Below are 23,158 nucleotides of genomic sequence, written 5' to 3' on the forward strand. Positions count from 1 at the left end.
TGGCGGCAACCAAGGCCCGCGCACACGCTAACGAAACAGCTGGCGCCATCGCATCAAAGCTTGACAGCCGCCTCCCGCGCCCAGAGCCGCAGTTTGCGGCATGACTGCACAAACGCAGTTACCGAAGCCGCCGAATCCAGCCGCGTCAACCCCTCATCGGCATCGGGAGCGACGCCTGCTTTGATCAGGAGCGGCTCGGCCCCTGTGGTGAAGCCGATGAACTTGCAGTGCGCAAACGCATCAGACACGAAATCCTTCGCAGCGGCCTCCTTGACCAGCAGCTCGGCGCCCGCCTCGGAGAGGAGCAGCACCACCGCGTCGAACAATACGGATGGACCGCCGTCGATCATGTGCCTTGCCTCGATGTGAGTACCGTCGGCGGCTTCGACGCCGCCCACCTTGGGCGCAATCACCTCCATCACCGCGCCTTCCGCTTCGATGGCGGAACGAAGTTCCTCGAACAGCGCGATATCGGCTCCATCGCTGAGCATGACACCGACTTTGCGGCCTTCGAAACTGTCGGGCCCGTTTTGGATGATGCTGAGCGCCGGCGACGGCGGCAAGTCGTCGCGCGGCGGAACGGCGGCTTCGGCAGGTTCGGGCATGTCACGGATGCCGAGCTTGTCGGCTACGGTGGTCGCCAGCGTTTCATCGATGTTCAACAAATGCGAAACCATCCGCTCGCGGATCGCCGGTGCCTGGACCTTGCTCAGTTCAAAGGTCAGCGCCATCGCGATGTGACGCTGCTCCGGTGGTGTCTGGCTGTTGAAGAATTGCCGGGCCTGGCTGTAGTGATCGGCGAAGCTCTCCGCGCGCAGACGTACTTTCTGCCCTTCTTCGGCGTCGGCGAAAGAACGGAAGCCACGCTGCGGATCCTCGCGCGGTCCCAGTCCCCATGAGTTCGGCTCATAATTGGCGCGACCGGCCGGGTTGCGCATGGCCATGTGCCCGTCCTGTTGAAAATGGGCGAACGGGCATTTCGGCGCGTTGATCGGCAGATGGGTAAAGTTCGGGCTGCCCAGCCGTTTCAATTGGGTATCGAGATAAGAGAAGTTGCGGCCTTGCAGAAGCGGATCGTTGGAAAAATCGATTCCGGGCGGCACATTCTGCGTCATGAACGCCACCTGCTCGGTCTCGGCGAAGAAATTATCCGGCATCCGGTCGAGCACCAGCCGACCGACCGGAATTGGTTCGAGGACCTCTTCGGGAATGATCTTCGTTGCATCCAGGATATCGAAGTCGAAACTGTCGGCAAACGCCTGATCGAACAGTTGCATCGTCAACTCCCATTCCGGGAAATTGCCGGCCTGTATGGCGTCCCACAGATCGCGGCGATGAAAGTCGGGATCGGCGCCGTTGATCTTGACCGCCTCGTTCCAGACCACCGATTGCATGCCGAGCTTGGGTTTCCAGATGAACTTGACGAAGGTGGATTCGTCCTTCGCGTTGACCAGGCGGAACGTGTGCACACCAAAGCCTTGCATGAAGCGGAAGGAACGCGGGATCGCGCGATCCGACATGATCCACATCACCATGTGCATCGATTCCGGCATCAGGCTGATGAAGTCCCAGAAATTGTCGTGCGCCGTCTGTGCCTGCGGAAAGGCGCGGTCGGGCTCCTGTTTGGCGGCGTGGATCAGATCGGGAAACTTGATGGCGTCCTGGATGAAGAAGACCGGGATGTTGTTGCCGACCAGGTCCCAATTGCCTTCCTTGGTGTAGAGCTTGACCGCGAAGCCGCGCACGTCGCGGGCGAGATCGAACGAGCCCTTGTTGCCGGCAACCGTCGAGAAACGAACGAATGCCGGCGTCTTTTCACCAACTCGCTGGAAAATGTCGGCACGTGTGTATTTGGCAAGTGACTCGTAGGTCTCGAAAAAACCATGCGCACCGTAGCCGCGGGCATGAACGACCCTTTCCGGGATGCGTTCGTGGTCGAAGTGGAAAATCTTCTCGCGAAAGTGAAAGTCCTCGATCAGCGACGGTCCGCGCTCACCGATCCGCAATGTGTTTTGGTCGTCGGAGACAGGCGTTCCGAGCGCCGTCGTAAGGGCAGGCGTTTCGTCCCCCGCGATCTGGTGCAACTCGCCGCCATTTCCGCGCGCGCTATTCTGATCCAGTCCACTTGCCGATTGGCGAGCGGAGGGGCGAGCGGATTTGGCCATGACAGGTCCTCGATCGATACCGGAAGGTTGAAGTGGTCAAGCCATCAAACTGCCGGTGAGCGGCTTTGTTCCCGTAAAAAATGGACGCTGGAGACACCGCTGTCGGAGGAGCCGTGACTGCTGCGGCGATGGTGCGCGCCGATCGGATGACAGATATCTCCGCCTGCGCAGAATTTATGAAGAGTTGTCTCCAGCACGAGGAACGAACCAAACTTCCATGCATTTAGCTGGGGCTGCGTTCACACACTCTTTCTTCTGGGAGCTGGACCATTGTCATCCGGAGGCTGCCTTTTGGCCGACCAGGAAACCAGTGAAGTTTCCATCGTTGACCTGATACCTGCCCTGCGGGCATTCGCGCGCACCTTCTGCCGCGTCCCCGACGACGCCGACGATCTCGTGCAGGAGACACTGACCAAGGGTCTCGCCAACATCGACAAGTTCGAACCCGGTACGCGCATGAAGTCGTGGCTCTTCACCATCATGCGCAACACTTATTACACCCGGGTCAAGATCGCTGCCCGGGAGGCGCCCGGCCTGCTCGATTGCGCGTCTTCGAGGCCAATTTCGGAAGCTACCCAGGAATGGACGGTTCAGAGCAGGGAAGTTCACGGCGCCATTCAAAGGCTGCCTGAACACCAACGCGAGGTCCTGATGCTGATCGGCGTTTTGGGAGTGAGCTACGAGGAAACCGCCGACATATGCGGTTGCGCGGTCGGGACGGTCAAAAGCCGCCTGAACCGTGCGCGCGCCAACATCCTTGAATTCCTGGGGGAGAGTTCGCTGCAGACATTGATGGAAAGACGAAACCAGCTGTCGGATGGTCAGCTCGATGTCGAGGTCGACGGCCGCAGATAGTCAGTTCTTCACGTCGCGTCGACGTTTCTCGACGAGCGCGTTTTGCAATTCGATCGCCAGCTCGGTCAGGCGATCTGGAATTTTTTCCTGCTCTATGGCGGCCAGCAGGGAAGCAATCTCCTGATCCACAGCCATCTCGACATGCGGATCCGCGGTATCGTCGCTCGAACGAGACATCACATTCTCTTGATAGCGGTCCCTTGATCCTAGTGTGGTGGTAAGCGCCTTGCATTACAAGGCGGTGTCCACCGCCAAGAAGCTCACCAGCGGCCCCTTGCACAGGTTTATTTCCTTGCTGCTCCTTCGTCGCCGCGGGCCATGGACGCGCTGCGGTAGCGTTCAGTCCTTAGGCAATCGGTCAGCGGCGTGACCCGGATATTGATCGGACTTGATCCGATTGCCGTCCTGCCCGCGCTCCTGGCCATGCTGCTTCTTGTCGCGATTCGACAAGACCGCGTTTTCTTCGATCTCGTCCTTCTCCGGTGAGGTCACCGCGCCGGCGTCGGCACTCTTGCCTGGCTGCTGCGGCCGAAATGTTTTTTACCGCCGGATGCCATGATATCCTCCTTCGAATCGGGGACACTCGTCGGTGCCCGTTGTTCGACGTCCGAACTGGCATCGCGCTGTAATGTTCCGCTTCACCCAGCGAGCAGAAAGGCGTCGCCATCCCACGACCGAAACGGCTTCTCGCCGTCGATGAGGACCCGCAATTGATGAGCTTGCGCCAGACGGCCGATGTCATCGCGGTCTGAGAGAAGTGATCCGCGATAGGAATAGTTCAGCAAGGCGAGCCAGCCCGGCCGTTTCAGAACGCGCGCAATTTCGTCGAAATGCCGATCAGCCATGCCGGCCAGAACCAGATAGGGAAAGCTGTCCACCGCCAGCACGCAATCGAAACTGGCATCGGCGAATTCGGACAGATCGAGACCGGAGGTTTGTCGCAACTCGACATTGCCGAGCGCGGCGCATTGCTCGGAGGCGATGGAGATCATCCGCGGCGATATGTCGATGCCGACCATCCGCTTGAAGGATTTGCACAGCGCACGCTCGAAACGGCCGATGCCGCAACCGATGTCGAGGATGCTCCGTTCCCTTCCGGTGAATTCTCGCGATTCCAGCCATGCAACGATTTCGTTGGTCGTGGCTGTGAGCCTTGCCTCATCGCCGAGGGATGCCAGTTGGACACTCGCGGCTCCCGAAATCGCTGCCGCGGCATCGAAGCTGGAGGCCAGCCGCCTGACGACAGCGACATTCGTCTCATCCTCATCGCGCTCATGCCGAACGGCGCCACCCGTTGCCTGCAACATGGCGAAGACGTCTGGCTTGCAGCGCAGCAGTCCGGCGACCTTTCGCAGCCTTGCTGCGTCGCCGGCATCCGCCGGCTGGACCTTCAGCACGACCTCCGCCAATTCCGCCGCTCCAATTGTGGGCGGCAGGTGGAGCGCCAGTCTGACGAGAACGCCTTCGGCGCAAATGCCATCAGCCACGCAGTCTTCAACCGCCAGCCTGACCGATGTCGGGCGCTGGGCGGCTTTCGGTGCGGTTACACTCATGCATCAACTCCGCGTCCAGATCCTGCGCGTCGTCCACCTGTCGACGGCGCCCCAGCCATATTTATAGGCCTCCTGGCCGCGCAGGAAATCGAACTCGCGCGCATCTTCGCGGATCGCTTCCGCGATTGCGTGGCCAATCAGGATCGCGCCTGGGCTCTCCTCGGCATAAGCAGGGTCGAAGCCACCGAGGTACGCATAGGCACGGCCGCGGTGGTGAAATCCGTAATAGGCGCCGACGGTCCCGCCATCGATCGCGAACAGCCAGCATCGCACCAGACCGTGAGCATCGAGCACGGGAAGTGAGAGCCGATGGAATTGCTCGACGGCGGCGTTGGCCAACACACCGCCTCCTTGTTCGGCCCAGCGCATATTGTGCAGGCGGATCAATTGATCGAGGAAGGTTTGCGGACTGCCGCTCGCCGACGACAGCGCGATCCGGCCGCATCTTGATGCGGCTTGACGCGCCCGACGCAACTGGCGTCTGCGTCTTGCGGGGACGCAGCCTGCAAGCGTTTCGTCGCCGGCGAGGGCGAGCACGGGGCAGGCGGCATGGGCGGTCGGCCAATCCATCTCGGGATGCGTCATCGCAAGGGCGACGCTGTCCTGCGGCAAGTCCGACAAGATCCATTGCACCCACCCGATCGAGAGGATCGACTCGGCGACAATGGCGACGACCTCGGCTTCGATCCCAGGGACAGCCAGAATGTCCAGGTAGTCGCTGAGCGAAATGCCGACCGGAAGCAGCTTCGAACCGGCGGTCCCATGCTCAAGATAGAGCGGCGCCAGCCCGACCAGATCGCCGCCGCGCCATACCGCGACCGTCGCCAGTTCACCGGGTGCGAATGCGTGCCACCATGGCACCAGCCAGGCGGGAGATTGAAACGGCGTCGCCGAGGGACTCTGCTGCCACAGTTTCCACCAGTGCGGCGTCAAGGCGTCGAATTGTGCGAGGTCACCGATGATTTCGCTGCGCAGCACAGCTTTACTCACGGCACCGCGGCGAAGCGCCGGCGACCACTGCCAAGCTGTGCCAGCGCCTGATAGGCGTCCATGTAAGACGAGATCATCCGTTCCAGCGAAAACCGCCGTCGCGCTTCGGCCCTGCATGTCTCGGCATCCAAGCTGGACGCCGCAAGAATGGCTTGGGCCATCTCATCGACCGTGTCGACGAGAAAGCCCGTCCTGCCGTGCTCTATGACATCGGGAAGCGCACCATTTGGAAAGGCGACTACCGGGGTACCGCAGGCGAGGGCCTCCATGGCCACAAGCGAGCTGGTCTCGGCTGCGAGGCTCGGAATGACCAGACAGCGCGCTGCGTTGAGAATGCGTCGCTTGGCGGTGAAGCCGAGCGGGCCAAGGAAGCGGCGGCGGCCATCGAGGCGAGATTGGACCTCATCGCGAAAGTACCGCGTATGCGTTTCATAGGGATAGACCTTGCCGCCGATGACCAGCGGCACATCTGCCTGTTTGGCTGCGTCGAGCGCCAGGTGGACGCCCTTTTCCGGGCAAACCCGGCTTAGAACAAGGGCAAAGTCGCGCTTCGGCTGCAGCAGGGTCAGTGCTTCGATGTCAACGCCGTTTGGAATCGGCGCCGCCAGCCTGGCGCCTGATGGCGCGGTTTTCTGCTGGCTGGTCGAGACCGCATGGAGCCAGAGGTCACCGCGCGTCGGGCGCAATGCCGCGGCCGGATACCAATCCAATGGCAGGTGGAGGGTCACCAAGGTCGGACCATCGTCGGGCAGATAAGCGTCGAAATCAATGCCGTGCAGATGAACCACGTCGATGGGCCATCGGGCGCGGGCAGCCGCGATCGCGTCGCGATGGGCCTGTTGGGCGCGGCTCTTCGCCGCCTCGTCGAGTACGCCGTTTTCGGCCGGTATTTCCACAAGCGTGCCGCTCGTTCTGGAGCCTCGGCAGCCAATGACGATAGATCGATGACCGGCCTGAACCAGTGCCCGATCGAGCATCGACAGAACCTGTTCGGCACCGCCGACAGCGTCGGGGCCGACGGGTGCGAGAGGGTAGGCGACATTGAGGACGGTGAGCGTCGCGGCCGGTCGCGTCTCGTTGCCCTGCGCCGCATCTCCACCTGTCAACGGCGTCGCGGAGCCCGGCATCTGATGCATAGGCACCATGACATTTCACGCGGCCGAGGCCCGCTGCGTGGGGAGCGAGGCGGATGTCATGCCAGGCGCATAGCGGCGGATCATGGTTGAACAGAATTCCGCGAACTCCTCCGGCACCAGGGGGGGGCTGGTGTGGTGGGGCATCATTCCGCGGTGCTGAGGTGTGAAGCAGAAGGTGACCGTCACATCGAAATCGGCGAGTGCTTCCATCTGCCGGTCGAACCAGTCCAGCGCATTCGGCCGAAAGCTGTCCGCCCAGGAAAGCCCGGTACGCATATTGGTGACACCCAGCCGCTTCATCCAGGCGACCGCATCGTCCAGCCGCGGGTCTTCGAAATGAAACCACTGCACCAGGCCCATTGCAGGTGCATGGCGCAGGAATTCCTCCAGCGCGGGCTTTGGCGTGCCGTCCTGGCGCAGCAGCCCCATATGGAAATGCCGGTAATAAGACGAGCCCTCGGCTTCGCGGTGCCGCGTCGTTGCTTCCCATTCACGCGGAAGATCATAGAGGCTGTACCACTGGATGCGTGGCGCATTGCCGAGCAGCAATTCAGCTGTGCGCTTGAGCCCCCAGACTTGGATTTCCTCGGCGCCGAAGGTCGATACGCCGACTTCGCTGACCCAGATGGGAAGGTCGGTGACGGTCGCGATCTCGCCGATCTTCTGCGGCCACTCCTGGATCTGCCACAGATTCCAGTCGAGGGGAAAGCCGTGCACAGCGACGGCATCTACATGATCCAGCACGCCGAATTCCTTCATGCGGGTGATGAACCCCGGATCTATCGGCGAGATGCCGCCGAGCACTTTGGTCAAAGCCGGGTTTTCAGATGCGATTGCGTCCGCCGACAGGATCGCCATCCTGGCAAAGCGGCTCCAATCAGGGTCGAGTTCCGGGTCCCAATGCGATTTGTTGTTGGGCTCGTTCCAGATCATCGCGGCTTCAATCATGGCGCTGTCCTTTCGAGGGGTAGACGGGACCGCCACTGGCCGGGTCGCCGGCGGCGCGGCAGAAATAGACCTCCTGCTCCGGATGCAGGACGATTTCAAATCCGGCGCTGCGCAGCATCGCTTCGGTGCAGGCGCGGTTGGGAATCCACCAGTTGGTCGGGTCATCGGCATAGCGGTGCTCGATGAAATGGAGCTTGGGAAATTCCGGCCGGTCGAACAGGTCATGCGTCCAGAAATGATAGTTCTCTTCCATCTCGGGCAGATCTGTGCTGCCGCGCTGCATGGACTGGAAGATCATCAGGTCACCGGCGACATGCTCACGGATAAGGTCGAGCGCGAGCAAGGGGTGGCGCAAGTGATAAAGCACCCCCATGAACAGCACGATATCGAATGTTTCGCGCAGGGCGCCGACGTCGTAGACCGAAAGTTTCTGGAATTCGATTTCGCAATTGGCGATCTCGGCGGCAAAGCGGGCCTGCGCCAGATAGGCCTCATCGAAATCGATGCCGAGGACACGGGCAGCACCTCGCCGTTTCATCTCGATGGAATAGAAACCGGCATTGCAGCCGATATCCAACACCGTCTTGCCTGTCAGATCCGCGGGAATGGCCTCGGCGAATTTGCGCCATTTGATCAGCGGATAATTGCCGAGAAAATGGTTGGGAGCGGTTTCGACACCCGCCAGTTCCATGTTGTGGAACCATGGGCCGAGAGCATCGATACGGCGGCGGATTTCGGCATGGGAATGCAGCATGATCAGGCTCCTTCGCCGGGAACGACAGGCACATGCGAACGGGCACCTGGCATAATCGTGGCGGTTTGGTGATGGACGGGTGCGGCGCCGTCCTCGAGCAGCCGCAGAGCCGTGCGATAGCCATTGAACGTGCCGACATCGACATAGGCGGACCCAGCCTTGACGCCGGAGGCTTGACCTCCGGCCGCAAGGTAGGCGTTGACCAACGTGCCGATATATTCGTCACGGCATTCCCGCTCGCGCCAGAGTGCCGCAAGCTGATGCAGAATCTGGCCCGGCATCTTGAACGCACCCCAAACCCAGTTCGTGCCGGCATCCTGTTGCTTGACCTGGATTTCGATCACGCGCTCGTGGTCATCGACAATGACGGCGTCGAAGAATTCCGGACGATCCACCGGGAAGAGCAGAAATGAAAGCTGATCGTCAGGCAAATGACAGAAGCCATCCTCGGGAAACCAGATCGTGTCGGGAAGGCCGACCAGGACGACCTCATTGGGCGCGACGAGAGGAGCTGCCCGAAAAATCGCATCGCAAAGCCCAACCGGATTGGGCTGCACCACGAAGAGAGCCGCGGCGTCACCATAGCCGGCGGCGTAATATTCGAGGATGTCGGATTTGCCCGATCCAATGATGAAGCAGATCTTGTCGACGCCGGCGCGCACCATCCGCCGCACCAGATACTCGCTCACGGCGCAGGGACGCTCGGTCTGCCCATCGATCCGACTGCCGACCGGCAGCAGCTCTTTGGAGAAGCCGAGCGGCTGAATGCGGCTGCCGCGCCCGGCAGCGGGCACGATGCCCAACATCAGACTGCTTCCATCATCGGTTCGCCGGGAGATCTTTGAAAGGCGTCGTTTAGAATGTGGTCCAGCTCCGCCGCGCGCCGGGCAGAGGTGTGTTCGTCGAGAACCCGTTCGCGCGCTCGGGTTTTGATGGCATCGAGTTCTCGTGCGGGTAAGGCGAGCGCCGCGACGACGTCATCGGTGTCGTGGGCCAGCAGGATCTCGCTGCCGGGTTCGAAGAAGCTGCTTAGGCCGGGCCAGGTGTCGGTTATGATCGGCACTCCACATGCCGCTGCTTCAAACAACCGGCCCGAAGGGCACCAGCCTTTTTGCGCCATCGCCTCGCGGGTGACATTCAGCGTCAGACGAGAGGATGAGAAAAACGCCGGGTGATCGGCCGGCGGAAGGTGCCTGACGAAGAAGATGTTGTCGCTCCACGGGAACTCCTGCGGGTATTGCGCGCCGCCGATGACGAAGCGCTGGTCCGGCAAGCGCGCAGCTGGGCGAACCAGCAGATTTTCGACTGCTGCCTGGCGATCTGGCGCATAGGTTCCGAGATAGGACAAATCGGCCCTGAAATCGGCTCGCGGCGCTGCCGGCCGGTGTTGGTCGGGATCGACATGCCCATAGAGCGGCACCACGTAGCGCGCACCCAGCACCGTCTTTAGCGCGTCGATCGCCGGGCCGCCTGTGTAACTCAGGACGAGATCGAAATCCGCAAGACCCTCGGGGCCGAAATAGGGTGGACGCTCACCTTGTTCGATGCGGGCAAGCGTGACTGGAGTGTCCAGATCGTAGAAGACCCGCACTCCGCGCCCTGCCTGCTGCGCCAGCCGCGAGGCGTCCACGGCGTCGGGACAATAAGAGGTGACGATCACGACATCCGATCGTTTGATCGTTTGCTCCGCGACCCGGCGGATGTCCTCCCAGTCCGGGTAGAGCACGACGTTGCCGCCGTCCAGATGATCGAGATCGCGCGTTCCGGCATAGTAGGGTGTGTCGCGTTCGAAGAAGGTAATGGACCAGCCGCGCCGGGCGAGGGCTCTGATCAGTCCCCTCCATAAAGTGGCATGGCCGTTACCCCATGAAGACGTGACGGTAAGACCGAAAATGACCATCTGCATCCGGCAAATCCTCGTCAGGCAACTTCGTTCAATCGGATCAGCTTCGCCCCCCAGTCCCCCGACACGATCGTCGTGATCGAGGCGGGATCGATGTCGAAGCGAAAGCAGTCACCGGCCGGCAAGCCAAGGACGGTGCAGACGGCGACCTTGATCACATCGGCATGGCTGACCAGGGCGACGCATTGGTTCTGATGCCGCTCGCGGACCGCGGCCATCAGCGACACAATGCGTTGCTGGACATCCTGCATGGTCTCGCCACTCGGTGTCCTTGCCTCCTGCCGCTGGTCATTCCACGCTCGCCAACTGGCGTCGCCATTCAGCTCATCGAAAGTCTTTCCCGACCAGTCGCCGAAGTCGATCTCGTCGAGTTCGGCGCAGATCGCGATGTCCCCGACACCGCAGGCTAGCGCGATTGGCAGCGCCGTCTCTCGCGTACGCTCACGCGGGCTGCACAGGATCGCGACGATAGGCTCCCGGGCCATGCGGCCGCCAAGCTGCGCTGCCTGTGCCTTGCCGGCATCGCCGAGGCAAACGCCGTCCATCCGGCCTGCAAGATAAGAGCCGACATTGTCGTGTGCCGCATGGCGGATCAGAAAGAAGGTCGTCGTCATTCTGCGGCATCGAGCAAAGGCTCGTCCTTGCCGGCGATGAACGCAAGCGTGCGCTGCCGCGCTTCGGCGTCGGTGAACTGTTCGGGAGGCGACTTCATGAAATAGCTGCAGGGACCGGTCAGGGCACCGGCTATGCCGCGATCGAGCGCCAGCTTGGCGCAGCGTACCGCATCGATCACCACGCCGGCTGAATTTGGAGAATCCCAGACTTCCAGCTTGAGTTCGGCATTGAGCGGCACGCCGCCGAAAGTCGTGCCTTCCACCCTTATATAGGCCCATTTGCGATCGGTGAGCCAAGGCACATGGTCGCTCGGGCCGACATGGATATTGCCCGGCTCCAGGGGAACATCGAACTGGCTGGCCACGGACTGTGTCTTCGAGATTTTCTTCGATTCCAGCCGCTCGCGTTCCAGCATGTTGAGAAAATCGGTGTTGCCGCCGAAATTCAGCTGATAGGTGCGGTCGATGCGCACGCCGCGTTCGCGAAAGAGATTGGCCAGCAACCGGTGCACGATGGTCGCGCCGACCTGGCTCTTGATATCGTCGCCGACCAGCGGCAGTCCTCGCTGCTCAAAGCGCCGGCGCCATTCCGGACGTGAGGCGATGAAAACGGGTATGCAATTGACGAAGGCGCAGCCGGCCTCGAGTGCGCATTCGGCATAGAAGCAGGTCGCCTCCTCGGAACCCACCGGCAGGTAGGAAACCAGCACGTCAGCGTTGCTGTCGCGCAGGATCTCGCTGACATTGGCAACCGGCTCCGGAGCTTCTTCAATCTCGTCACGCAAATATTTGCCGATCCCGTCCAGCGTCGGTCCGCGCTCGACGCGAACGCCGGTTGTCAACGCGTCGGCAAAGCGGAACGTGTTGTTGGGGGCGGCGTAGATCGCTTCCGCGACGTCGAGGCCAACTTTGCTCCTGGCGACATCGAATGCGCAGACAATCTCGATGTCGTCGACATGGTAGCCGCCGAGGTCGGCATGCATCAGCCCAGGGATTGGTTCGTTGCTTTTCGCGTGACGGTAAAAGGAGAGGCCCTGCACGAGGGAGGATGCGCAGTTGCCGACACCAACGATACCAACACGAACCTTTTTCGATCCCACGAAACCGCCACCCTATGTTGTTCAAAGGTAAGTTCCTGGCGCCGAACCATCAGCGTGCCGGAATGTTCCTCCGCCCATCGAAAAATTGCGCGAGACAGCATGGATCGAAGCTGCATTCGATGCGTTGCCGCACGGCAAGCATTGGAAAACCGACCGATGATCGTCTACGGCGACCACAAGCAGACGCAGAACGCACAACAGCTTCGCGAAGCAGCAAGTGAAATGGCCGAAAGCCTGGATCGGATGTCTCATGGCGTCCGACGCCACGCTGCATTGGTCGGACTGTTCATCAGCGTGTCGGAGCTGGTTCAGGCGCTTGCCGATGTCGACTTCGAAACCAGCGGCATCGACATCTTTTCGCCGCGACAACAGCAAGGCGCGAGGTTGCTGGTCGGACTTGCGGCAGAGGTGGCGAAGTCGTGGCGAAGCGGTTTCGACGTCGGCGGTGGCATCGACCCGGGACTTCTCAAACTGCTGGCCGGGCTCGACTGCCAGGCCGAGGTTGTGACCGGCTCTGCCGAGGGTTATGCGCATTATGCGCTTTATCCCGAAAGCTATTTGGACGCGGCGCAGAAGTCGGGTCTCGATGCGAACACATGCGTGATCGGCGTCCGCAGCATTGGCCTTGGACTGGCAGCTATGGTGGCGGCCTCGATTGGCGCGGCGGCGCCATTCAGCGTTCGTCCGATCGGTCATCCCTTCCGCCGGCATGTCAACGCCGATCCGCGGTCGATCGCCACCTGGAAGAACAATCCGTCGGCTCGCTTTGCCGTTGTCGACGAGGGTCCCGGCCTTTCCGGCAGTTCGATGCATGCCGTTGTCGTGTGGCTGCGTGAACTGGGTATCGATACGGACCGCATTCACCTGTTTCCCAGCCATTCAGGCGGCCCGGGCACCGAAGCGTCGCGGGAGTCTTGGGAGACATGGTCGCGCTGTCCGAAACATGTGGCGACGGGGTTTGAATGCACCTTCTCCGAAAACTCGAAAATTCCCACGCTGCGCGATTGGGTGGCCGAGGCGGTCGGCAGGCCGGAATTAAGCCTGACCGAACTATCTGGTGGCGAGTGGCGGGCCGCCCACTACACCGACGAAGGGCGCTGGCCGCCGAGCCCACGCGGTACCGAGCGGCGCAAATTCCTTGCGTCCGCCGGGCGTGACCGCTGGCTCGTCAAATTTGCCGGCCTCGGCGAAACCGGACTGCGCAAGAAACGAGCCGCGGCGATGTTGCATGAAGCCGGGTTCGGATCGCAAGTTGTCGCGCTTTGCCATGGCTTTCTGGTTGAACGGTGGATTGACGGCACCACGATGGATCAGGCGCCGCTGCCCAAGGAAAGGCTGATCGCGGAGTTCACAAATTACCTGGCCTGGCGTGCGCTTAATCTTCGAACTTGCGAACCGGGTGCATCATTGCTTGCACTCGCGGAGATGGCTGTTTCCAATGCGTCGGAAGCCCTGGGCGAAAAACGCGCGGCGACGTTGCGCGGTTGGCTCTCGAAAAAAACTCCCGCGCATGTGCTTCAGCGGGTTGAAATCGACGGAAAGCTACAACCGTGGGAGTTTCTCGTTCGTGCCGACGGCAGGGTGCTCAAGACAGATGCTGTCGACCATTGCCGGGCACACGATTTGATCGGCTGCCAGCCGATTGAGTGGGACATTGCCGGCGCCCGTGTCGAGTACGGGCTATCCGACAGCGATGTGAGGACCCTGGTCCAAGAAATGAAGCTTGCCATCGACAACGGCCACATCGGCTTTTTCGAACCGTGCTATTTGGCATTCCAGCTCGGGCTCTGGAGCACGGCTGCGCAATCCGAAAGTGGCCGGGAAAAAGCAAGGCTGGCCGCGACGGCAGACCGATATAGGATGCGACTGATACGGTTCCTGGACGAATGCCGGGCATGATCGTTCCGATCAGTCCAGCCTTCGCAACATGTCTGCTTCCTGCTCGAGAATAGTGGCCACTTCCTCCCGCTGGAGATGCGTCATCATCAGGCTGACGCAGCACTCGAGATAGGTGATCGAGGCGCGCCGCAGATAGGCAGCCGTTTCGCGTTCGGCCATCTGGTCGATATCCCTCGCGGGTCGCTTGGGTTGCATGAGGATGATCCTCCGTATCGGGTCCTCCCGCCAAACCACAAGCTTGGGCGGATGTTCCGCACGATCTCGGGAAAGATTCGACCGCCGGCTCGCATCATGCCGGAAGGTTCTGCAGCCCGCCGGATGCGGGTCTCGCCCTTTTGGCAAAGCCTGTCATCTGATCGCCGATGCGACTGCCTTCGAGCGCCGCGAAATAATCGATCGTCAGCTTGAGCCCTTCGTTGAGGGGCACCTTCGGTGTCCAGCCGAGCAGCGCTTTTGCACGCGAAATATCGGGCTGCCTGCGCCGAGGATCGTCTTGCGGCAGCGGCAGAAATCTCAGATCCGATTTGGTGCCGGTCATCGCCTTTACCAACGCCGCCAGTCGCACGATGCTGAATTCTCCGGGATTGCCCAGGTTGACCGGCTTGCCCGGATTGGGATCGATATCCATCAGTCGCCTCAATCCATCAATCTGATCGGAGACGTAGCAGAAGGATCGCGTCTGCAAGCCGTCGCCGAAGATCGTCAGAGGACGTTTCTCGAGCGCCTGCATGATCAGGTTCGAGACGATGCGGCCGTCCGCCGGATCCATTCTCGGACCGTAGGTGTTGAAGATGCGCGCGACGCGCACGTCGGCTTTGCCGGCTCTAAGATAGTCGAAGCAAAGCGTTTCGGCGGTGCGCTTGCCCTCGTCGTAGCAGGCGCGTGGGCCGGTGCAGTTCACATGGCCAACATAGTCCTCCTTCTGAGGATGTTGCTCCGGATCGCCATACACTTCGCTCGTCGAGGCCTGTAGCAGCCGCGCGTTATTGTGGGCAGCGAGTTCAAGCAGGTTGAGCGTGCCGATCACACAGGTTCGCGTGGTGTGGATCGGGTCGGCCTGGTAACGCGGCGGCGAGGCAGCGCATGCCAGATTGAAGATACGCTCCACGGGCTCGCCGAGATCCAATGGCCGGCAGATGTCCTGCTCGATCAATCGGAAACCCGGCTGGTCCATGATCGAGATGATGTTCTCCATGCGCCCAGTCAGGAAATTGTCGGCGCAGATCACGCGCCAGCCGTCGCGGAGCAATGCTTCGCAAAGATGCGAACCGAGGAATCCCGCACCGCCGGCAACAAGCACTGCCTTTGCCCTTTGCGCGTTTCTTTTTTGTCGCATCGTCGTTTTCTCCTGTATGCCGGTCATGCTGCGCTTCCGATGTCGAAATCGAGGGCCGCCGCCCTTGGCTGTGTCAACGCCGCCACGAATTCGCGGGCCCTGGCCGCACCGGTGTGGAATGCGAGGACGCGTTCGCGGGCCCGGCGGGCCATGGCCCGGCGTGTGCGCTCGGACTCGCCGAAGAGGATCTCGACGACAGCGTCCGTTTCTCCGGCGGTGTGGATCGCCGATGCGGGAAAGAAGCTGTCGAGCCCCGGCCAGCGATCGCTGATGATGGGCGTGCCGCAAGCAGCCGCTTCGAACAGGCGCACACTGGGCGACCATCCGGCAGCGATCATGGAACTGCGTGTGACGTTCAGCGTGTAGCGCTGACGGCTGTAGAACGCGGCATGATCGGCGGGCGGCAAATGTTCGATGCGTTCGACATTGTCCGGCCAGGTGATGTCGGATGGGTATTGCGAGCCCGCTACGACGAAACGGCGGTCCGGCATATGCCGTGCGGGTTCGAGCAGCAGCGCGTTCAGCGTTGCCTGCCGATCCGCGCTGTAGGTGCCGAGATAGCCGAGATCCCAGCGGATCGGATCGCCGGTCCGGTGATGCCGTTCCGGGTCGGCCGAGCAGTAGAGCGGTTCGGCTCGGCGCGCGCCGAACTCCTCCACCAGATGGCCAAGCATCGGCCCGCCGGTGAACGAGAAGTAGACATCGAAATACGGAATCTGCCGCCAGCTCAGATAATCGCAATCATCGGCCGAAAGCTGCGCCACGGTCACCGGTGTGTCGATGTCGTAGAAGCAGAAGCGCCCCTTGCAAAATGAAGCGACGATGTCGATGACCACGCGCCCTTCCGGCACGAAGGAGCCGATGACGACGATGTCGGCCTGCTCCAGGCACCGGGCGTAGTCGCGTTGCAACTCCGCAGTGGTTTCGTAGTAGCGCAAGGCGCAGAAATCCGGATCTCGCAGATCGCGGTGGTTGGCGTACCACGGCACGTCGCGCTCCAGAAAGGTCACGCGGTGGCCGAGTTCGTGCAGACCTTTCAGCAGGCCTCGAAACGTCGTGGCGTGGCCGTTTCCCCAGGACGAGGACAGCGACAGGCCGAGAAAGACGATGTTCAATTGCTTGGTCATTCCGCTGCCTCCACGGTCCCCTGCTCGAAATGACGTTTGAAGACGGCATCGGCCACGTCCGCCCGCAGCGCGTAGGTATGGTCGGCCAGCACGCGGCAAAGTGCGGCCTGGCCGATTGCTTTTGCACGACTGGAGGTCAGCGAGCGCATGATCTCGGCGACATCGCCGCCGTCGCGTGCCACCAGGATCTCCTCGCCTGGTTTCAGGAACAGTTCCACGCCCAGCCATGCGTCGGTGATGAGGCAGGCACCGGCGCCAGCCGCCTCGAAGACACGCGTGGCCGGTGAAAAACCGTTTACGGCCATGCTGTCGCGGCTGATGTTCAGCACTGCCTTGGGTGTGACGTTGAAGGCATTATGATCGCGGGTGCCAACGTGACCAAGCCAGCCGACGTTGGCGGGAAGCGGCTTGTCCCCCCAGCCAGATCCGCCGAGCAGAAAACGCTGTTTCGGAAGCTGGCTTGCGGGATCGAGGAAGAACGCTTCGACGCGTGCCTCACGATCCGGCAGCCGGTTGCCCAGGAACGCCAGATCGCAAGCGAAACGCGCATTGCTGGCGACCGGGTGATGCGTTTGGGGATCGAGCGCATTGTAGATCGGCACGCATTCGTTCGCCCCCATGGCACGGTAGGCCCAGACGACGGGGTCGCCGCCGCCATAGGTCAGCACAAGGTCGATTTCTTGCAGGGCGCCATGGAGCGGATGGTCCGGTTCGTCGCGCAGCTGGGCAAGGGTTGCTGGAGCGTCCACGTCCCAGAATACCACCAGCGCGTCGCTGCGGGCGTGGTCGAGGACGGCGCGCAGCAGCGCCTCGTCCTCGAAACCGACGCCACTCGCCTTGACGACGATGTCGGCGCTGGCGGCGCGTGCCGCGACCTGCATCAGTGCGTGCTGGGTCGCTTCATATACGACCACAGTGCACCAGTCAGGCGCCTCGATGTCGCGGTTCTTCTGCCGGTCGTAGACGTCGGGCTCATAGAAGGTGATTTCGTAGCCCAATTGGGAAAGCGCCTTCAGCAACCCGCGATAGTAAGTCGCGGCACCGTTCCAGTAGGACGACAAGAGGCTCGATCCGTAGAATGCCATCTTCATGCGGCGGCTTCCTTTGCGGTGGTCTTGTTGATGGTGTGTTCGGCTGTGCATTCCGTGAGCACGCCGAACAACTCGTCGACGCGGTGCGAGCAGGTGTGCCGCGAGCGGATGGTCTCGAGACCCGAAGTCACCAGGGAAGCCGCGAAATCCGCATCGGCCAATACCGCCCGCAGGTGTTGCCGCATTTGCGAGCCATTGTGGGCAAACAGAAAGTCGACGCCGGGCCTGAACAGCTGCTCGACATCGGACCATGGTGCTGAAATCAGCGGAATGCCGCAGGCGAGCGCCTCGAACATGCGGATCGTCGGAATTCCGGGCAAACCCTCACGATAGGGGCGCCGTGGGATGTGGACGGTGACACGATGCGCGGCGAACGCCTTCGGCACGTCGGCATTGGCGATCCATCCGTCATAGCGCAGTCCGGCGGCGGCTAGGTCCGTGAGCGCCGGCTTGGGATAGCGGACGCCGTGCACCGTGGCCTCGAGGCCGAGATCGCGGACCGGCTTGATCAGAAACTCCCTGAGTTCGACGGTTCGTTCATCGTCGCCCCAGTTTCCAATCCAGACCAGATCGGACGTGACGTTGATCTCCGGATGCGGCTTGAACAGGCGATCGTCCGCGGCTTCATGCCAGGTGAAGACGCGCTTGCCCCAGCCGGCGCGCAGATAGCTCTCGCGCAAGGCCTCGCCAAAGGCGAGAACGCCGTCATAGTGCTCCAACCGCAGCGCCGAGATTGCCTCGGTCGCCGATACGGCCCGGTGGTGGGTGTCATGAAACAGAAGGATGAAGTTGCCGCCAGCGGCCCGGGCACGGCCGATGCGTGCGACAAGCTCCGGATCCGTCCACTCATGAACGATCACGACGTCGGCCTCAGCGATCCAGGCTTCGTGATCGAACCCGGCATCATAGGTCACCGGCATCAGTTCTGGGAAATCCTTGCGGAAGCGTTCGATGGCGAAGGGTCCCTTCTCGGCCACCAGGTTCGAACGGCTCCAACCGTCCGCCGGCTCCAGCGCCACCGCCTGGTGCCGGCGCGCGATCAGTTCCCGCATGATACCGCGCAGGAAATGGGCATTGCCGTGGTTCCAGTCGGAAACGACCGAGTGGGTGTAGAACAGAAAGCGCATGGTCAGCGCCCCGCCATGGCCAGGGCCGCCTTGTCGTAGACGCCTCGCATGGCCGCCGCTTGCCTGACCAGTGTAAACCGGCGGCTCCGTCGCATGGCTGCCTGGCCAAGCTCCCGCCTGAATTCGGCGTCGCTGGAGAGACGATTGAGGCAGGCAGCGAGGTCGTGCGGATTGCACGCATCAAAGAACATCGCGGCCCCGTCCCATAGTTCGCGATAGGTTGCGATGTCGGAAAGCACCAGTGGCGTTGCCGACATGGCAGCTTCCAGCGCGGCCAGACCGAATGGCTCATAGATCGATGGCGACACGAAAATACCGGCGCGCGCCATCAAGGAGCGCACCTCGTGAGACGGCAGTGCTCCCAGAGGAACAGCATAGCTGAAGCTGGTATGCCCGCCGTTCGGACCGTGCATCGAACCGGCGGCAAAGACGGGCCATTGCGTCAGCGACGCGGCCTGGTCGACCACCGCCGCATTCTTGCCCTCGTCCCACCAGCGGGCCGCGGCGAAGACGACTGGTTGACGTTGTTCGGCATTCGGGACGGGACGAGCGCCATTTGCAACAACATGCAGGCGCGCGATCGGGCCGTAGCAGGTCTCAAGCATGTCGGCGTGGCTGCGGCTCGGCGCAATGACTGCGTCGGCCCGATCCAAGCCGCGCCTGTTGCGCTCCTTCTGCCAGGCCCATGCGCCGTCCACTGGCTGTTTCCTGACGGCGTGGAACCATGTCGTCACGCAGGAATGGGAGACCACCACGGCTGGGCATGGCGCATCGAATCCCGATGCCTGCGTCGGCGCGTTGAAATGGACAAGGTCGATGGCGTGGTCGCGCATGGGCGCATGCAATTCCCGCGGCAGCGCGTCGAGGTCGCCGCCGTCGCGGGTCATCCAATCCGGCGGCGTGTTCAACCAGATCAGCGTCGTGAAAGCCTCCGCCTCCTCGGCCTGCTGCCTCGACGGTTGCGGACCGAGGCCGGCAAGCACCACGCTGTCGCCGCCGTTCACAAGTTCCCGTGCCAGATCGAGCGCATAGCGCCATACGCCGCCCACGGCATCGACGGTCATCAGGATGCGCCGCGAGCGCGGCGTCAGTGTCCGCAACATGTCGCCTCCAGTTCCGCCAGCGGCCGCGGCCGCCTCTCCTGGATGTCACTGAATTTCTGGAAGGATGCGAGGTAGTGGTCATGGGCCCGTTCCCAGGCAAGGTCGTCGGGTTCGCCCCAAAGCTCGCGGTAGCTGGGCGAACTCGGATACGGGTAAAGCGGCACAGGTTCGTTGGCCCATACGCCGTGGTCGATCAGGTGGGTTCGCCAGTGCTCGACCAGGGCGGGATCATCCTCGACCACGCCGATCAGATTGGCCTGGACGAATGGAACGTGACGTCTGGCATCGACGAGCAGCGCGGCGAGTTCCTCGGTCCCCAGCCGGCAGCGCTTGGCCAGCATTGCCCGGCCTTCGACGGTCAGGCTTTCGAGACCGGCCTCGATGGAGACGCAGCCCGCGGCGCCCAGCAATTCCAGCAGCTCGGGCTTCCACAGATCGATGCGGGTCTGTACGCCGAATTTCACGTCGCGATCGACCAAGGCTTCCAGCAACGCTTTTTGCGGCAGGAAGATCTCGTCGATGAAGTAGACGTAGCCGACACCCTGGGCAATCAGCCGATCGATCTCCGCTACCACCGCTTCGTGGTTTCGACGGCGATAGGCATCACGGAAATCGATCTTGGCGCAGAAGCTGCAATTGTAGGGACAGCCGCGCGATGCCTCCACTTCCGCGCCGAACCCGACCTGACTGTCGTCAAACCTGTGATGGTGATGCGCATGGGCTGCGATCCAGTCCGCTGGCCATTCGAGTGGCGGATGATCGACAAACGAGCTGGCGTGGACGCCGCCGTTCGAAACAACCCTGGCATCCCGCAGATAAGCGGTTGAGGGCACGGCGCTCCAATCGTCGCGCCGGGCAAGTTGCTCGACGACTTCTTCGCATTCGCCGCGCACGACGATGTCGACGCCGAGCTTGCGCAAGGTCGGCGCCGGCGTTGCAGAGCCGTGCGGCCCGACCGCGACCGTGCGTCCACCGCGCCCGGCCAGACGGTTGAGGAAATCGGCCGGCACACGCAATTCCGGCGGTGCGCAGCGCCAGAACAGATAGGTCGGGGCGGTACTGACGACGGTCATAGCCGGGGCGAAATCAGCCACCCGCTCGCAGAGACCGGAATTATCGAGCTTCTGCAACTGGCCATCCAGCATCAGCACCTGATGTCCGGCGGCTTCGAGCAGGGCCTTCGAATAGCCGAGTTCCAGCGGCAGATGCGGTTGGCGGCAGCCGAAATAAATGCTGTCGTCATACGTCCAGGACGGGTTTACCAGGGCGATTTTCATGCAACGTACCTCACGGCTTCAGGGCGAGGCTCGAGCCGATGGCGGCGCAGCCAGTCGGCGAGGTCGCGGATGCCTTCGCGCCATGAAACATGGGCCATCCAGCCAAGCGCGGTTTTGATCTTGCGGGTGTCGGCGACGAAGAAGGGCTGGTCGCCGGTGCGTTCCCCATCATGGCGGATTGAAAGATCATGGCCGGTCAGGCTACGGATTTCGCTCAACAACCTGCGCAGGCTGACCGCATTTTCCGGGCCGCCGCCAAGATTGAATGCCTGGCCTTTGGTGGTCTCGATGCGATCGAGCACGGCCCTGTAGGCGGCGACGGCATCGGAGACATGCAGGATATCGCGCACTTGCCTGCCGTCGCCGTAAATGGTGATTGGGCGTCCCGTCAGCGCGCTGAGCAGGAAGTGTGCGACCCAGCCCTGGTCCTCGGTTCCGAACTGGCGCGGTCCATAGATGCAGCTCATCCGCAGAACCGCCGTCGGCATGCCGTAAGATTTGGCATAGTCGAGCACATACTGATCCGCCGCGCCTTTGGAGCAACCGTAGGGCGTGCAGAAGTCCAGGCCCCGAGCCTCATCGATGCCGTTCGCCTGGATGACGCTGTCGCAAGGCACATAGCAATCGCCGTCCTCGCGGACCGCGACGTCGGGCAGGCTGCCATAGACCTTGTTGGTGCTGGCGAAGATCACAGGGATGCGCTCACCGCTCAGTCGCGCCGCCTCCAGAACGTTGAACGTTCCGCGAAGGTTGATGTCGAAATCCTCGCCCGGCTCGACCAAGCTTGTGGTGACGGCGGTTTGCGCGGCCAGATGGAAAATTGCCCTGGAAACCATCAAGACAGGCGCCAGTGCGTTGGCGTCTCGCACGTCGATCGTCTCCACCGTGAGGCGACCACCGTGTTTTTGCGCCAGCCATTCAAGGTTCTGCTGGACGCCCGGACGGCTGAGATTGTCGATCACCAGTACCGGCTCGCCATCCGACAACAGGCTGTCGGCGAGGTTCGTTCCTATGAAGCCGCTGCCGCCGATGATGGCGATCGGCGCGTCGCGTCGATTGCGTGTGTTCATGAGACCAACCCACGTTCTTCTAGCTCGCGCTTCATGTCGGCGCCGCGGTCGACGGCGGACGTGTTACGCACCCAGGAAACGAACTCGCCGAGCGAATTCTCCAGTTGCCGCACCGGCTCGAAACCGAGCAGCTCACGGGCCTTGGAGATATCGGCGAAGCAGTTCCGGATATCGCCGGAGCGGGCTTTGCCGAGCAGTTCCGGCGAGCGGTTCGGTGTCCCCATGGCTTCGGCCAGCAATCGCGCGACTTCGCTGATCGCATAGGCGCGGCCGCTGCCGATGTTGATGACATGACCCCTTGCCTGGCGTTGCTGCAGCGCAAGGCGAAAGGCGCGGGCGACGTCATGCACATGGACGAAATCGCGCTTCTGTTCTCCATCCTCGAAGATCATTGGCCGTTGGCCGTTGGCGAGACGCGAAGCGAAGTTGGCAAGCACGCCGGTATAGGGATTGGATAACGCCTGGCCGGCGCCGAAGACATTGAACAGGCGCAGCGCGACCGCATCGACGCCATAGGCTTCGCCGAAGATCAGCACGGCGCGTTCCTGTGCGTATTTTGTCAGCGCATAGATGGAGGCGAGATCGACCGGCTTTTCTTCGTCCGTCGGCAGCGGCGAGAGGGCGTCTCCCTCTGGCGACAGCGGGTTCCATTGCCCGCTCCTGATGTCGCTCGCCTTGCGCCGAGCATTGTCGACACGCCGGCCGTCTGGCGTTGCATAGAGCCCTTCGCCATAGACGCTCATCGACGAGGCGACGACGATCCGTTCGACCGGGTGCTTGATCAGCGCCTCGAGCAGCGTTGCGGTGCCGAGATCGTTGGCGCCGACATAGCGCGCGATCTCGTACATCGATTGTCCGACGCCGACTTCCGCCGCCAGATGAATGACCGCGTCGACACCTTCCAGCGCACTGGCGACCGCCTCTCGGTCCCGGACGTCGCCCTTGATCAGCTCGGTTCCAGCGGGAAGCGCGACGGCTTCGCCCGCATGCACCTGCTCCAGCAGCGCATCGAGGATGCGAACCGAATAATCCTGCTCGACGAGTTCCTGTGCGACATGCCGGCCGATGAAGCCGCAGCCTCCTGTAACCAATATGCGTTTCACGACGACT

General features: G+C 62.1%; 22 protein-coding genes. 2 read left to right on the plus strand and 20 right to left on the minus strand.

Going from position 1 to position 23,158, the window contains the following annotated elements; all coding sequences use genetic code 11:
* Positions 1–53 precede the first annotated feature (53 nt).
* A complete protein-coding gene (gene katE, locus NKI66_RS26355) occupies positions 54–2,165 on the minus strand; it encodes a catalase (RefSeq protein ID WP_352675224.1) in 2,112 nt (703 codons plus the stop codon).
* A 291-nt stretch (positions 2,166–2,456) separates the two neighbouring features.
* Between katE and NKI66_RS26360 the strand changes: the two genes are divergently transcribed.
* On the plus strand, positions 2,457–3,020 hold the full coding sequence (locus tag NKI66_RS26360; protein ID WP_023809491.1) for a sigma-70 family RNA polymerase sigma factor: 564 nt from the start codon (positions 2,457–2,459) through the stop codon (positions 3,018–3,020).
* Here the strand turns inward: NKI66_RS26360 and NKI66_RS26365 are convergent, their stop codons facing one another.
* The 10 genes from NKI66_RS26365 to NKI66_RS26410 all read right to left on the minus strand — a co-directional run bounded on the left by NKI66_RS26365 (position 3,021) and on the right by NKI66_RS26410 (position 12,018).
* Positions 3,021–3,197 carry a hypothetical protein gene (locus NKI66_RS26365; protein ID WP_023809490.1) on the minus strand — a complete coding sequence of 59 codons (177 nt, stop codon included), beginning with the start codon at positions 3,195–3,197 and terminating at the stop codon, positions 3,021–3,023.
* A 461-nt stretch (positions 3,198–3,658) separates the two neighbouring features.
* Positions 3,659–4,573, minus strand: a complete 915-nt coding sequence (locus NKI66_RS26370) for a class I SAM-dependent methyltransferase (protein WP_031212594.1) — start codon at positions 4,571–4,573, stop codon at positions 3,659–3,661.
* Between the two features lie 3 nt (positions 4,574–4,576).
* Complete coding sequence (locus NKI66_RS26375) at positions 4,577–5,551, minus strand: GNAT family N-acetyltransferase (RefSeq protein WP_032908818.1); 975 nt, start codon at positions 5,549–5,551, stop codon at positions 4,577–4,579.
* Positions 5,552–5,559: 8 nt separating this feature from the next.
* Positions 5,560–6,708 carry a glycosyltransferase family 4 protein gene (locus NKI66_RS26380; protein WP_032908815.1) on the minus strand — a complete coding sequence of 383 codons (1,149 nt, stop codon included), beginning with the start codon at positions 6,706–6,708 and terminating at the stop codon, positions 5,560–5,562.
* 6 nt (positions 6,709–6,714) lie between these two features.
* On the minus strand, positions 6,715–7,647 hold the full coding sequence (locus NKI66_RS26385) for a glycoside hydrolase 5 family protein (RefSeq protein ID WP_023809485.1): 933 nt from the start codon (positions 7,645–7,647) through the stop codon (positions 6,715–6,717).
* Entirely contained in the window at positions 7,640–8,401 is a 762-nt protein-coding gene (locus NKI66_RS26390; RefSeq protein ID WP_013533206.1) for a TIGR04290 family methyltransferase, read from the minus strand. The genes NKI66_RS26385 and NKI66_RS26390 overlap by 8 nt, the downstream gene beginning before the upstream one ends.
* Before the next feature lie 2 nt (positions 8,402–8,403).
* Complete coding sequence (locus tag NKI66_RS26395) at positions 8,404–9,207, minus strand: sugar phosphate nucleotidyltransferase (RefSeq protein ID WP_023809483.1); 804 nt, start codon at positions 9,205–9,207, stop codon at positions 8,404–8,406.
* A complete protein-coding gene (locus tag NKI66_RS26400; RefSeq protein ID WP_023809482.1) occupies positions 9,207–10,307 on the minus strand; it encodes a CgeB family protein in 1,101 nt (366 codons plus the stop codon). The genes NKI66_RS26395 and NKI66_RS26400 overlap by 1 nt, the downstream gene beginning before the upstream one ends.
* Before the next feature lie 14 nt (positions 10,308–10,321).
* A complete protein-coding gene (locus NKI66_RS26405; protein WP_023809481.1) occupies positions 10,322–10,918 on the minus strand; it encodes a histidine phosphatase family protein in 597 nt (198 codons plus the stop codon).
* Entirely contained in the window at positions 10,915–12,018 is a 1,104-nt protein-coding gene (locus NKI66_RS26410) for an inositol-3-phosphate synthase (RefSeq protein ID WP_127292207.1), read from the minus strand. Before NKI66_RS26410 ends, NKI66_RS26405 begins: the two co-directional genes overlap by 4 nt.
* Before the next feature lie 156 nt (positions 12,019–12,174).
* On the opposite strand from NKI66_RS26410, the gene NKI66_RS26415 reads away from it, so the two are divergent.
* Complete coding sequence (locus tag NKI66_RS26415) at positions 12,175–13,917, plus strand: hypothetical protein (RefSeq protein WP_352753485.1); 1,743 nt, start codon at positions 12,175–12,177, stop codon at positions 13,915–13,917.
* A 9-nt stretch (positions 13,918–13,926) separates the two neighbouring features.
* Here the strand turns inward: NKI66_RS26415 and NKI66_RS26420 are convergent, their stop codons facing one another.
* The 9 genes from NKI66_RS26420 to NKI66_RS26460 form a co-directional block, all read right to left on the minus strand.
* A complete protein-coding gene (locus NKI66_RS26420) occupies positions 13,927–14,112 on the minus strand; it encodes a hypothetical protein (RefSeq protein ID WP_032900517.1) in 186 nt (61 codons plus the stop codon).
* 94 nt (positions 14,113–14,206) lie between these two features.
* On the minus strand, positions 14,207–15,253 hold the full coding sequence (locus NKI66_RS26425) for a UDP-glucuronic acid decarboxylase family protein (protein WP_023809477.1): 1,047 nt from the start codon (positions 15,251–15,253) through the stop codon (positions 14,207–14,209).
* Between the two features lie 23 nt (positions 15,254–15,276).
* Positions 15,277–16,380: a CgeB family protein gene (locus NKI66_RS26430; protein ID WP_352441957.1), complete on the minus strand. Its 1,104-nt coding sequence runs from the start codon at positions 16,378–16,380 to the stop codon at positions 15,277–15,279.
* Complete coding sequence (locus NKI66_RS26435; protein WP_023809476.1) at positions 16,377–17,471, minus strand: CgeB family protein; 1,095 nt, start codon at positions 17,469–17,471, stop codon at positions 16,377–16,379. The genes NKI66_RS26430 and NKI66_RS26435 overlap by 4 nt, the downstream gene beginning before the upstream one ends.
* Positions 17,468–18,598, minus strand: coding sequence for a CgeB family protein (locus NKI66_RS26440; RefSeq protein ID WP_352753488.1), 1,131 nt, complete (start codon positions 18,596–18,598; stop codon positions 17,468–17,470). Before NKI66_RS26440 ends, NKI66_RS26435 begins: the two co-directional genes overlap by 4 nt.
* A 2-nt stretch (positions 18,599–18,600) precedes the next feature.
* Complete coding sequence (locus tag NKI66_RS26445) at positions 18,601–19,701, minus strand: glycosyltransferase family 4 protein (RefSeq protein WP_352753490.1); 1,101 nt, start codon at positions 19,699–19,701, stop codon at positions 18,601–18,603.
* Positions 19,686–20,978 carry a TIGR04295 family B12-binding domain-containing radical SAM protein gene (locus NKI66_RS26450; RefSeq protein WP_352753492.1) on the minus strand — a complete coding sequence of 431 codons (1,293 nt, stop codon included), beginning with the start codon at positions 20,976–20,978 and terminating at the stop codon, positions 19,686–19,688. The genes NKI66_RS26445 and NKI66_RS26450 overlap by 16 nt, the downstream gene beginning before the upstream one ends.
* Positions 20,975–22,048 carry an NAD-dependent epimerase/dehydratase family protein gene (locus NKI66_RS26455; RefSeq protein WP_352753494.1) on the minus strand — a complete coding sequence of 358 codons (1,074 nt, stop codon included), beginning with the start codon at positions 22,046–22,048 and terminating at the stop codon, positions 20,975–20,977. The genes NKI66_RS26450 and NKI66_RS26455 overlap by 4 nt, the downstream gene beginning before the upstream one ends.
* The gene (locus NKI66_RS26460; RefSeq protein ID WP_352610921.1) at positions 22,045–23,151 is read right to left on the minus strand and encodes an NAD-dependent epimerase/dehydratase family protein; all 1,107 of its coding nucleotides are present in this window, start codon (positions 23,149–23,151) and stop codon (positions 22,045–22,047) included. Before NKI66_RS26460 ends, NKI66_RS26455 begins: the two co-directional genes overlap by 4 nt.
* Positions 23,152–23,158: the final 7 nt, after the last annotated feature.

It is taken from the genome of Mesorhizobium sp. M0518 (assembly GCF_040321125.1).
Classification (GTDB): domain Bacteria; phylum Pseudomonadota; class Alphaproteobacteria; order Rhizobiales; family Rhizobiaceae; genus Mesorhizobium.